At 66.5% G+C, this 12,389-nt stretch carries 7 protein-coding genes; 3 read left to right on the top strand and 4 right to left on the bottom strand.

Annotation, left to right across the window (positions count from 1 at the left end; genetic code table 11):
* Positions 1 to 80: 80 nt before the first annotated feature.
* A complete protein-coding gene (locus ACIRB1_RS36390; protein WP_403468517.1) occupies positions 81 to 1,817 on the top strand; it encodes an AAA family ATPase in 1,737 nt (578 codons plus the stop codon).
* A 426-nt stretch (positions 1,818 to 2,243) separates the two neighbouring features.
* Here ACIRB1_RS36390 and mscL read toward each other — a convergent pair whose 3' ends face one another.
* From mscL to ACIRB1_RS36405, 3 genes are all read right to left on the bottom strand, one after another.
* A complete protein-coding gene (gene mscL, locus ACIRB1_RS36395; RefSeq protein ID WP_352178963.1) occupies positions 2,244 to 2,690 on the bottom strand; it encodes a large conductance mechanosensitive channel protein MscL in 447 nt (148 codons plus the stop codon).
* Between the two features lie 362 nt (positions 2,691 to 3,052).
* A complete protein-coding gene (locus ACIRB1_RS36400; protein ID WP_403468518.1) occupies positions 3,053 to 5,401 on the bottom strand; it encodes an ATP-binding protein in 2,349 nt (782 codons plus the stop codon).
* Between the two features lie 479 nt (positions 5,402 to 5,880).
* Positions 5,881 to 6,768 (bottom strand): RNA polymerase sigma factor, encoded by an 888-nt coding sequence (locus tag ACIRB1_RS36405; protein WP_403468519.1) that lies wholly within the window; start codon positions 6,766 to 6,768, stop codon positions 5,881 to 5,883.
* Between the two features lie 2,521 nt (positions 6,769 to 9,289).
* Between ACIRB1_RS36405 and ACIRB1_RS36410 the strand changes: the two genes are divergently transcribed.
* Positions 9,290 to 9,922, top strand: a complete 633-nt coding sequence (locus ACIRB1_RS36410; protein WP_403468520.1) for a DUF1963 domain-containing protein — start codon at positions 9,290 to 9,292, stop codon at positions 9,920 to 9,922.
* A gap of 628 nt (positions 9,923 to 10,550) precedes the next feature.
* On the opposite strand, the gene ACIRB1_RS36415 is transcribed toward ACIRB1_RS36410, so the two are convergent.
* Positions 10,551 to 11,051, bottom strand: a complete 501-nt coding sequence (locus ACIRB1_RS36415) for an SMI1/KNR4 family protein (protein ID WP_403468521.1) — start codon at positions 11,049 to 11,051, stop codon at positions 10,551 to 10,553.
* Between the two features lie 163 nt (positions 11,052 to 11,214).
* On the opposite strand from ACIRB1_RS36415, the gene ACIRB1_RS36420 reads away from it, so the two are divergent.
* The gene (locus tag ACIRB1_RS36420) at positions 11,215 to 12,270 is read left to right on the top strand and encodes an IS701 family transposase (RefSeq protein WP_403468527.1); all 1,056 of its coding nucleotides are present in this window, start codon (positions 11,215 to 11,217) and stop codon (positions 12,268 to 12,270) included.
* Positions 12,271 to 12,389: the final 119 nt, after the last annotated feature.

A 12,389-nucleotide genomic window follows, 5' to 3' on the forward strand; every position in this document is an offset into this window, starting at 1 on the left:
CGAGCCACGGAACACATACAGCGGCAGCACACCCGGAACAGTTGATCGGGCGGGTGGCCGAACAGAGAATCCTTCGACGGATGCTGGCTGAGGGCCGTCTGACGACCATCACAGGTCCCGCAGGAATCGGCAAGAGCATGCTCGCTGCGCACACCCTGACGCATACGGCCCGGCTGTGGCAGGGTCGGCTGATCATCGCCCAGTGCTGGCAGTCAGGTTCCGCTCGTGGCATCCGGCAGCGGCTGTGCGAGGCGGCCGGTCTGCCGGACTCTACAGCGCTGGAGGACATCGGCGCGTATCTGAGCCAGGAGCGGACCTTACTGCTCTTCGACGACGTGGACCCGTGCCGGACGTCGGTGGCGCGACTGGTACAGCATCTACTGATGGTGCAACCGCGGATCCAGGTGCTCGCCACCTCTCGTGCGCCGCTCGGACTCGGCGAGGAAACGATCCTTCGACTAGGGCCTCTGGCCACCGAGGACGCCGTCCTGCTGTACCAGTCGCGGCTACCCAGCGGTCAGTACGAGGAGGACGATTCCGGCGTAGCGGGGCTGTGCACGGCATTGGACAACAATCCCCTGGCGATCGTCCTCGCCGCCGGGACGGACTTCACCGGGATGCAGAAACGTCACACCTCGATGTACCAGGCGGAAGACGCAGGCGCCCATCTACTGAAGGAGACCGAGCGAGCCGTGTGGGCACGGCTGGCTGTACTGCCTGCGTCGTTCGATCTGGCCACGGCGCATGCAGTGTCCGCTCAGGCCGGCCGTGCCTCGAAGATCAACGTGGATGGTGCTGTCTCCACTCTCCTTCAGCACTCCGTACTGGCGGCCGATCACGACCCTGGCGCGGTACGGCCGCCACGATTCCGTCTCACCTCCTCCCCTCGCATCTGGGGAATGCACCATCTCCAGGAGCTCGGCGAGCGAGATGAAGCGCTGCACCGGATGAATCTGCACGCGCAGATCATCGCCGCCGAGGCACGCAAGCTGTGGCACCAGGGCCACCAGCGCCAGGCACTGGACACGGTGGAGGACAACTGGCCGCTGCTGGAGGCCCAGATGGAGACACCATGCCTTGAGGCGCACTCCTGCGAGAAGCAACTCGGCACCTGCGTAAATCTGTGGTTCTGGTGGGCGACGCACGCTCAGTGTGCGACAGGGTTGAACCTGATCCGCCGTCACCTTCCGCACGTCGAGCCACTGTCCATCGCGTACACAGAGGCGGTGACCTTGGCGGCCCATCTCGCCTTCGCCTGCGGAGATGAGGCTTCCGGGACTCTGCTACAAGACTCCTGGGACGCGGCGACTGCCCACGGCTCAGACTCGCTCTTCAGCGCCTCACTGACCATTCACGCGTATCAGGCCACCGCCCGCAAGGACTGGGATCAGGCACGCCAACTGCTGCGTACCGCCGACCTGTTGATCGGCAGCTCGGACCTTGACTGGACCGCCGGCCCGTCGACCGGACAAGGGTGGTCCCACCTCGCCGCCGAACTAACCCGCAGCGGGCACCTCGCACCAGCCGCGTACGCGGCCGATCGGGCCCAGGACGCCACCGACACCGAGCGGGACGCATGGGCCCATACCCACCTGCTCTACGCTCAGGCCGTCCGGCATCAAGCGCACGGCCGGGTTGCTGCTTCGTGGAGGGCGTGCCACACAGCACTGGAAGCCGTCCGGCATCACGGCTTCGCCGACCTGTCCGAAGCGTTGGGTGACCTGTCTGTCTCCCTGGCTCAGGTGTTGCCTCGCCTGAACGGACTACTCCCCGCGCCACGCTACCCGCGTGAGCTGACCCGCCCGACATCGCGATGAGCCTCCCTCTGCGGAGGTCGTCGAGGCGTCGCTGACCGGCGTGCGGATCGCGTTCCTCATGGTCAGGAAGCTCGTCGAGCAGTGCGTCGTCCGTGGTGGGAGCCCGTCACATCTGTGCCCGGTTGTGGCGCGACGTCCTGGTACTGCGAGGGTCCTGAACAGTGGATTGCCCTGCCTGCCCCGCCTGCTCCGCGCTGCCGCGTCGATCGATCAGCAACTTGATGCGCTGGGAGGGTTCTTGGGCGTCCGCGCCGCAGGGGCTGGTCACCCACTTCCACGGGACAGGCACGACGGAGGTGAGCAGGCGCGCGCGAAGCGCGGTCCCTGCGCGCTGGGCAACGCGCGGGGACCGCTCCAGCCTGCCTCTTGGTTCTGCCGGGCAGCACTGCGGGGCAGCGTCGACTTGCGGACCGTGCCTCGGCTTCGTCAGCGGAGGGACGCGGTCGCTTGCGCGGGGAATCCGGGCCGGCCGGCGAGTTCGGAAGTGCAGAAGGCGCACCGTACGGCAGCCGCGGGCACGCTGCTCAGGCAGTCCGGGCAGTCGACCTTGGCGACGGGGTGATCCTTGACCGGGTTGAAGCGCTCCTGGAGTCGGCCGACGGGCAGCACGACAACGAAGTAGATCACGGCGGCGACAAGTACGAAGCTGATGAGGGCGTTCAGGAAGGCGCCGTAGGGAAAAACGGTTCCCGCGACCGTGAATTTCTGCTTGCTGAAGTCGCCGACCGCTCCGGTTGCCACCCCGATGAGCGGCGTGAGGAAGGCGGTGACGAAGCCGGTGACGACAGCGGTGAATGCGGCGCCGATAACGATACCGACCGCGAGATCTACGACGTTTCCACGCAGAAGAAACGAGCGAAATCCTTTGAACACCAAAAACTCCTGATATAACGCGTGCCGAGGCACTGAAGTCGCGGCGGCCGTGTGGCCGTCGGCGGACAATTTTGCCGGGCGACCTGCCCGGCGTCCAATTTGCTCACTCGTTCAAGTGAAACAGGTGAAGTACCGCACCTTCGAGGCGGATATGTCCCGGTGCTTTAGGGGAAGTTGTGAATGTATCTGCTCGGAGCTGTGAGGATGCATCGAATTTTGACGTGGGCAGGTCGACGGTCCGGACCGTGCTCACTGCATAGAGAAGGGCTGCAGGGGGGTGTCTCATGTATCAGGTGAGTGAGCTCTGTCCGGGTTCCGGGCCGATCGTGTGGGGGGTGTATCTCCGTCGGAATCCAGGGCGCTCAATTCCTTTTCTCTGCTTCCCGTTGCTGTTCCGCTGGAAAGAGTGCCGCGACCTGCGTTCGGGAGGAGACGCCAAGTTTTGTGAGGATGTGTTCGACATGGGTGTCGGCCGTTCGTTTTGAAATGACAAGACGTTCGGCGATTTCCCTGTTCGTCATTCCTTCAGTGATCAGGCAGGCGACTTCGCGCTCGCGACGGGTGAGGCAGCCAGAGGCTGGGGGGTCGGGTTGCACGGACAGTCCGTTGTCGTCCGACAGTGCGAAAGCCATGAGTCGTTCGTGTGGCAGGGCCGCCCCTGTCCGATGCAGCTCTTGTCTCGTAGCCGCACCCAGAGATCGATCCAATTCGTCGAGAGTGAGTTCGTGGACACGGATCAATTGGGCATTTTCCATGGCCCGCCCCCGGCCCAGGAGCCGGAACAGTGCGTCCGCGCCTCCGAGGATGATGGCGGCGCGCTGGTGGCACCCGCGCTCGGTCGTGGCCCAGGCAAGGAAGTCGAGACAGACTGCCACGCCCAGGATGTCTCCCCGGCAGTCATGCAGTTCCAGGGCCTGGCGCGCGGCCCGTTCGGCAGCGTCGGCGCGACCGGCTTGCAGCTGGGCGACCGCCATGAAGCCGTAGGTGTGCCCTTGGACGTAACTCTCACGGCTGTCGTTGCCGAGGAGGCGGAGAACCTCCTCGAACGCGCTGAGCGCCGCATCGGCCCGGTCATGGAGGGCGTAGACGATGCCTAGCCGCAGACTAGCCAGCGCTACGTCGAGGTCGGTTCCATCCTTCTTGAGCCGTTCCAGGGCCAGACGGAGTTGTTCCACTGCTTTGTGGTGTTCGCCGGTGACGCCGTAGGCCATGCCGTGACACATCAGGGCGAGGGCGTTGAGTCTGCGATCGGCGAGTAGTGCGGCCTGCTCCTGAAGTACGGCGGAGAGTCGTGAAGCGGCCTCCGCGTCGCCCTGGATCACGGCGAAGGTGGTGGCCCATACCAGGGCCTTGACGCGGTCTTCGGTGATCTCTGGCTGTTGGGCGAGGGCACGATTCATCCAATAGAGCGCCTGCGCCGAATGGCTGGCGCAGAGTTTGTATGGCCACACGGCAGCGGCCAGAGCGAGCAGTGTGCCGTCGGCGTCGGCATACTCCAGGGCGGCGGTGAGGTTGCGGTAGTCGGAAAGCAGGGCTGTGTACAAGGGCACTTGCGCGGAGGTGAAGAACTTCTTCTCGAAGTCGCTCAGCCGCGTGTGGAAGTAGTCGATCAGCCGGCGTCGTATCGGGACCGTTTCACCGATCCTGTCCAACTGCTGGGCGCCGAAGTCACGGATGACGTCCAAGAAGCGGTACCGGTCCCCTTCCCGGAGGAGCACGGACTTGTCGACCAGACCGACTATGGGTTCCAGTACCGACCCTGTCGGCAGCCGGGTGTCCGTGCACACGGCGTCGATCGCGGCCAGGTCGAAATCACCGCCGAAAACCGACAGCCGTGCCCACAGCAGTCGCTCGTCTGGGGAGCAGAGGTCGTGGCTCCAACCGATCGTGGCGGCAAGGCTTTGATGGCGTGCATGAGCGGTCGCGCGGCCGGTGCCGAGTACGGCGAAACTCTCGGTGAGCCGGGCGGTCAGGGTGGCGATGGGCAGCGCGCGCAGGCGGACCGCGGCCAACTCGATCGCCAGCGGAACGCCGTCGAGGCGGCGACAGAGGGCCGCTGCCGTGGTGCGCTCTTCGGGCGTGAGGACCAGGCCGGGAACGGCGGATGCCGCACGATGCTCGAAGAGTTGGAGCGCCTCGCTGTTCTCGCCTTTTGCCAGGTCGAGCGGCTGTACGGCCATGACGTACTCCGCGGGGATACCGAGGGGTTGGCGGCTGGTGGTGAGGATCTTCAGCCGGGGTGATCGGGTCAGCAGTGCGTCGGCCAGCAGGGCGCAGGTGTCGACCATGTGCTCGCATGTGTCGAGCACAAGCAGCAGCTCTCGGTCGGCGACATGGTCCACGACGGCGTCGAAGGCGAAAGGGCGTGTCCGATCCGCTAGTTCGAGGGCATCGGCGACGACTTCGGGCAGCCGCTCCGGGCCGCGCAGCCCCGACAGCTCGGCCAGCCGCACTCCGTCGGCGAAGCCCGGTGCCGCCTGAGCCGCAGCACGCAGGGCGAGACGGGTCTTACCGACGCCGCCGGGTCCCACAAGGGTCACGAGCCGTGTCTGCTTGAACAACTGTGCCAGTTGGCGCAGTTCGTACTCCCGCCCGACGAAACTGGTCAGTTCCGTCGGCAGACGGCCTGGTCGGCGCCATGAGGATAAGAAGCCCACCGATTGCCCCGCATTCACTTGTTCCGACAGCAGTGTATTGATGCCGCCCTGCACGCCAAGGCAGGCGCTGGGTCTACGTCCCCTCGCGGAGGGACCTGTCGCCTCCGGCAGCGGGAGCATGGCATGGCCCTGGCCCGGCAGGGGTGTGAGACGGCAAGGGAGACCTGACTCCTCGGTGCATCCTGCAGGGGCCGCGGGCCTGCGGGGTCGATTTCCGTGCAAAGCCATCGTTTCAGCCCAGCGCTGGGTCTGGTGACGTGGCGAGGCATGCTGCCGTCCTTCGTGTCGCTGTCGATCGGGCATCTGAAGAAACCTTTTCTCCGTGGTGCTCATCACTGCCCCTCTCGTGTCGTGCCGGATCCTGGCGAACCGAAGTGAGGGGAGCGCAACGAGGCTTGAAGGGTGCAGGAGGCAGGCCGCACGCGCCTCCTGCCCCCGTTCCCGAGAGTGCGCATCTGCGTCGGGTGACAGCGTGTTGGCGGAGTCCCTTTTGTCCCTTCCGACTTCTCCGGTGGCCTGACTCCGGCTCCGGTTCAGTGCGCGGGGCCGCTCGGGCTCTCCCCGCTCGCGGATGGCAGGGTCGGAGATAGAGCGGTGCTTGGTGTGGCGCGGTCCACCAACTCCACGAGGCAGCACGCTGTTTGGTCGTACGGCCGTCCTGCGGCGAGCGGCCGCCTGGTCACGTGCGGCATGCCGCGCTGCTCAGGATGACTTGCACGGCGAAAGGTATCGACGGGGCTCGGCCCGCTGGCCGCGGCGCCATGGCGGGCGGGGACCTCGTAGTGCCCGGCGCTGGTGGCCACGGTGAAGACAATCAGGCCGACAAGCGCTGCCGTCACGGCGGCAACGAGAAGAGTGAGTGCGCGAACCCGCCGTTCGCTGTCGTCACGTACGGAGGCAGGCCGCGCCAGGGTGGCTGTTTGCGCCGGCTCCAGACGCTGCTTGAGCCGGTCCCGTGCCGTGGGATCACCCTCTGGAAGACAACCGTCCAATATCGTGCGGGCATTGAACAGTCTGTTCTGGGTGGCGGCGGTGCTGGCCTGGGTTTCGGCGGCGGCTTCGGAGACGCTCAAACCCACTCCGTCGCAGAGCAGGACAGCGCGGCGCGCAAAGGGCGGAATCTGCGACAGCGCGCGCAGAAGAGGATCGATGAAGCCCGGAACCGGCTGGGTGACGGCCGGGCGGAAGCGGTGCCAGGGGGAGAGGGCGTACTCGTGGGCGTGCTCCCGTACCCACGCCACGGGGTCAGGGTCGCGGGCCACTTCGGGCCAGTGTTCCCAGGCTCGGCGGAAGGCGTGCTCGGTGGATTCGAACGCCAGTCGGCGGCAGCCTGTCAGCAGATATGCCTGCTGAACCAGGGACGGGGCGGCATAGATGTAGAGCGCGTCGAATGCAGCGCCGGCGGTCAGAGGCGGCGCCACTGCTGTAGGGGGACCGGCCACGTGAAGGCTGCGAGATACGGCGGTGGCGCATGGCAGGTCCAGCGCGCGCAGGATCGCCCGGCGCGAGGTGCTCGACGTAGCGGTGCGGCAGTCCCAGGTCCCCTGTGGGTTCCCGTACATGAAGGGATGTCCTCTGTTGTTCAGATCAGCCGTGAGCGAGTGCGTGTGGACTCTCTGGGCGATGAGCCGACGAGTTGGCAGAGATGCGACACCTGGCTGGCATGAGCGTCGCCTCGTGTGGTGGCGCGGTGGTGCTGCCCGCGGCACGAACAGATGAGGGAGGCTCCGTGCTGTGGGCCGCGTGGCCAGGCCGTCGGCACAGAGGTCGGTGACCAGGCCGCAAACGTTCGCGTGGGCCCAGGGGAGGAGGCATTCGGTCATGATTGTTATCCAGGGCGGCCGGGGTGCCGCGGGTTCTCCTCCAGACCCGGCCGACAGGACCCTGCTGGTGCTTCACGGCCGTCCGCGTGTGCCCCATGAGCAGTCCGGCCCAGACGTCGTTACGGGGGCGGGCTGAGGGCCCCGGAGGGAGTCCGCCGCGCACGGCTGTTACCAGTGCGAGGTTGACCTGGACTTGGGCGGCGTGGGCGGCGTGGGCGGCAAGAGTGGCGGATGCCGGTTGGCTGCAAGGGGCGTAGGCCGGGATGCTTTTCGCTGCCTTTGTGAAGTGTCTGGCTGCGCTACGCAGGTCACGGTCGCCCGGGGCCAGCAGGCCTTCGACGTGGGCGACGCGACGGCACACACTCGCCTCATCACCGGCCGACAAGGTGGCGGCCCAGGCCCGTGCGCGGAACTGGCGTGTCACAAGCGGCTCGGTCTCCGCGCGCAGCCATGCCGCCAACCACAGCAGCGAGGCGTTTGACTCTGCCTGCGTCTGAACCGTGGTGGCAGCGTCAGCGGTATGCCTGGGCGAGAATGCGGGGCACAGCGGCTGTCGGACGGCCATGGGCAAGAACGGGGCGACTGCGGGGCCCGGATTCTGCCTGCCGACACCCACACTTACCATTCGAAGGCTGATCTTTTCCGGGGAGGCCGCACAGGAAATTGTCAGTGCGCTCATGCCCACGTCGGCGCAGCCGACCGCCGCTGAGAGCCGATCTATGGACGCCAGTGCGGTCCGTGTCGCCATCTTCCGTATTCCGCCTGCAAGTTCATCGCTTGAGGCGGGCCGCAGCTTCCGACTCGCGGCGCATCCCATCACTTTCCGGAACCCCCTGTCTCCGACCTTGGCGCGATCCACGCGGCCCCGTGGCCACAGACGGCGGAGCCGTCGCCGCAGGCGCGTTGTCGCTAACCCAACGCGCCTTCCGTGCGCTTGGTCGTGCGCTGGGAAGCCGGATCACTCTCCGGGCCCAGACGTAGAACTGCCGTGCTGTAGGAGGCCGACGAGTACGTACGGTCGACTGGATATACGTAGGCGCCAACTCCTCCCGCCGGGTGGCTACAGCGTGGGACGGAGAGGGAGCCCGTGCCCCTGCGTCTTCCACCGACCACCGGCGGAGCCGCCAGGGCGGATGGCTGTGGGGCGGCTGGGGTGCGTTCGCGATGCCGTAAAGCGCCTGTGCATGTGGCCGGTAACGGGGAGAGCTTGGCCGGGCAACCGATGAAGGCCTACTATGCGGCCTGGCTCGAGACGGCGGAGGCGTGTCCAGCGGGCAGCGGTGTCCCGACGAACCGTGTCGGTGGCCCTCCGGGCTGGCCCGAGCCGTCCAGGATGGCGACGACCGGCATGGCGTCGACGGAGTAGGTCGGTTTACAGCGTGCACTGGTGCCGTGGCGTGCCGTGCCGTGCTGCGTGGGCGGCCGGCGCCGAGGGCTCAGATACCGAGGTCGTGTGTGTACGTATGTAGGTCGCCCCAATTCTGCGCAGCTTCTCGACGCGTACCGCGCCCCCGAGCTTCGCCTATCGACAGCCATCGGTGGGCGAAGCAGCGAGGATGCGCGGCTCACCCAAAATTCGGGGTAGTCATGTCACTCATGGCCGTCGGAGCCGAATCCTCGACGCCTCCATCTGTTCGCGGCACTTGACCGCCGAAGGCCTCTGGTACTCCCGTGTGACTTCGTGATCCAGCTACTGAACTTGAGCTCGTGATGTCAGTGGTTGGCGAGGCCGACCGCAACTTACCGTGGCCGAGGACGGGGCCTGCTGGTGGGTCCGACAGACCGTGCGGCTACTCTCGGCCCACCGCGGCCTCGGTCGTGGCCAAGCCAGCGCTTTGGTCTGTGAGGAGCACGTCCGATGGCTCGCACCACCCCGCCACGTCCGCTCGATGTCGAGACGCTGTTCCCGGAGGTGGTCCCCTATCGGAAGACGGCTGTTTGCCTGCATCCGCGCCTTGGCAATCCGAGCGCGCGGGAAAGCTCGCTTGGCGGACCCGTGCTGTGGCCGCTCTCGGAGCCTTGGCCTCACTGCGAGGACGACCACCCGCGCACGGCGTTTTCCCCTCCCGTTCAGGGACCGATCCCGCTTGTCCCGGTCCTCCAGCTATTCGCGAGAGACGTGCCTGACCTGGCTTTCCCCGGCACCGCCGATCTGCTGCAGGTGCTCTGGTGTCCCTTCGACCACGAGGAGGGGTACGTTCCGCGCCCCGAGAGGTACTGGCGGGACAGCTCCCTGAGCGACCTGCGGCCGGCCAGTCCCCCCTGCCCGGTCGGCCCGGACGACGACTACCTTCCCACTCCATGCGTCCTGCACCCCGAGCGCGTCACCGACTACCCGAACTGGGACCTCCCGGACGAGGTCGCCGAGGCGCTCGAAGCCAGGTTCGAACAGCTGGAGGAGGAAACCGGCTGGTCCTACTGGTCCCACCTGTCCGTGTCGGACGGCGTCAAGGTCGGCGGGTACCCGACGTGGACGCAGGACCCTTACTGGCCGACGTGTCCTACATGCAGTGTGCGCATGGAGCATCTCCTGACGGTCAACAGCTCCGAGTTCGACGGCGAGAGCTGGCGCACGTGGCTGCCCGTCGAGGACACCCCGGCCACGGGAACCATCTGGGACCTGCCTTACGAACAACGCACCGCGATCCAAAGCCCCCCTGGGCTCATGCTCGGCGACATGGGCGGCATGTACTTGTTCGAATGCACCAGCTGCCCCGACAGGCCCTTCGCCTACCACTCAGACTGTTCTTGACCCCCGCGCGACGTTCGCGGCCATGAAGTCCTTCATTCCAGTGGTGAAGTGGGGGCGGGCGTTGTCCCATGCGAGCAGGATCGGGCCGTCGAGGTGGATGCGAACGGATGCGAACGCGGACGATGAGGTCGCGGAAGTCGTGCCACGCGAAGTCCTTCGGTGTGTCCTCGCGCTCCGACGAGGTGCTCGCGGATCGCATAGATTAGCCGGGATCGCACGCCCGGCTTGTCGCAAGCCGTGCCCGCCATCGACACCCGCCCGGAGCCACGGCCCCTCACCCTCACAACCGGGGCCGGGCCGATCCGGCCCCAGGTTCTGACGCGCGGTGGAGTCAGCGGCGGAGCCACCGACTGCCCGGCCTCATCTTTGAAAACGACCCAGGCGTCGCGCTCCGCCGCGGTGCTCCTACCTGCGGCCAGGTCGCCTTCCTCCCCTGCCAGTTGGAAGCGACACCGCTTCCAACCAGCACAACGAGCGACCCCGGGAACCTGTGTGGTCACAGCACTTGTACTCCAGCCGTAGATCGGGATCTTGCTTGTTGCGCTGGTCGCTTCGGCTGCCCTGTGAGGTGCGCAAGGGTGCCTTGCAGAGTGGCCACTGGGATGCAGTCGCACTCAGTGCCGCGCTTTCAGCAATCTGAGCAGTACGGACCAGCGGGCGCCTTCGGAAAGTCCGAGCGTCCGTCCAGCCACCCGCAGAGCCGTTCGGCCAGTGTGAGGTCCTCGGGGAACAAAGCGTGTCCGTGTTCAGGGCATCGGGCGTTGGGATCCCAACCCCACATGCGGCCTTCTGGAGTGCTGTAGTCGACGAGGGACCAGATCGCACAGCCCCACGTCAAGAGTGGCACAACAGACGGTGGGTAGTTGGGGCGTCCGCGCCAGCCCAAGTACTCCTCCAGCAGCCGACTGCTGTCGCTGAAGCTGTAGGTCGTATCGGTAAGGGACAAGGCCTCGCCCCAGCGGCCGAACCCACCGTCGGCGACTTCGAGATAGATCCGCTTGAGGAGCGGCGGCATCGGATGCCCCACCGCGGCCTCAAGCTCGGCCACGGCCTCGGGCGGCGCAGGCGGTGGCAGCTCGCCGGCCGCATCCTGCTCTCGGATTCTGTGGATGATCTCGTCGTTGGTCATGGCGACATTCGTAGCAGCTGCCACCGACAGCGTGCCCGGGCTATCCGAGGCAACTGATTGCGGCCACCGTTGATCATCGTGACTTGTGTGGAGTAACGATGAGACGGTGGCCGCAGGTCACAGCATAGATCCCGTTCGCTGGCGGGAGGCCTTCGAGGTGGCCATGGGCCGGATCGCGGGCCGGTTCTCCCGGTTCGAGCCACGGCTTCGGGCCGCGCGGTTGGTGCTGGGCCTGTTGTCGGACCTGCCGCGCAAGAACTGCTGGACGATCGCGGAGTGGGCCGGGGAAGCGAATCCGCACGGCATGCAGCATCTGCTGTGCCGGGCCTCGTGGGATGCCGACGCCGTCCGTGAGTACGTTGTTGAGCACTTGTGCGACCAGGAGGCGGTGCTGGTCGTGGACGAGACCGGCGATGTGAAGAAGGGTGTCCACACCGGCGGTGTCCAGCGCCAGTACACCAAACCCGAGCTGGCCCGCAGGATGATCGAACGGTTCCTGGTCGCCGGACACCGCGTCGGCTGGGTCGCCGGCGACGAGGTCTACGGCGGCAACCCCAAGCTGCGCTCCGCCCTGGAGGAACGTGGCCTGGGATATGTCCTCGCGGTGGCCTGCTCGGCTGAAGTCACCACCAATGCTGGCGCGTTCCGCGCCGACACGCTCGCGGCGAAGGTACCGAAGCGGGCCTGGCAGAAGCTGTCAGCAGGTGCGGGAGCCAAGGGCAACCGCTTCTACGACTGGGCCGTCATCGACCTGGCCGAGACCGGACCGGGCCACCGGCATCTGCTGATCCGCAGAAACCGTCGCACCAGTGAACTGGCCTACTACCGGTGCCATTCCACCCGGCCGGTCCCGCTGACCACCCTGGTCAGGGTCGCCGGATCAAGATGGCGGGTGGAGGAGACATTCCAGACCGAGAAGGGGCTGGCCGGCTTGGACGAGCACCAGCTCCGCCGCTGCCCGTCCTGGGCCCGCTGGGTCACCCTCGCCATGCTTGTCCACGCCTTCCTCGCCGTCGTCCGCGCCGACGAACACACCCGCCTAGCCACCGACGACCTCATTCCGCTGACGTGCAACGAGATCCAGCACCTGTTCATCGCGCTGGCCGTCCGACCCCTGTCCACCGCGGCTCACCGCCTGAGCTGGTCCGAGTGGAGACGCCGTCATCAAGCCCGATCGCGTACCGGTCACTACCGGCGACAAGCCGCGAATCAGACATGAAGATCACGATCTAGAGCTGGAGTACTAGTACTCCAGCAGCACTTTGACGTTTTCCCTGCTCAGGGGAGGTTTCGGTGAGTGTAGTGGGCTGATGGTCGGTCCGTGTTCTCTTTCCCGCA

Source organism: Streptomyces sp. NPDC096013 (genome assembly GCF_044763565.1).
GTDB lineage: Bacteria > Actinomycetota > Actinomycetes > Streptomycetales > Streptomycetaceae > Streptomyces.

What these genes read in the sequence shown, in the direction of transcription:
- ACIRB1_RS36420 (WP_403468527.1), top strand. Translation starts at nt 11,215, where the DNA reads ATGGGCCGGATCGCGGGCCGGTTCTCCCGGTTCGAGCCACGGCTTCGG.
- ACIRB1_RS36390 (WP_403468517.1), top strand. Translation starts at nt 81, where the DNA reads ATGCTGGCTGAGGGCCGTCTGACGACCATCACAGGTCCCGCAGGAATC.
- ACIRB1_RS36415 (WP_403468521.1), bottom strand. Translation starts at nt 11,051, where the DNA reads ATGACCAACGACGAGATCATCCACAGAATCCGAGAGCAGGATGCGGCC.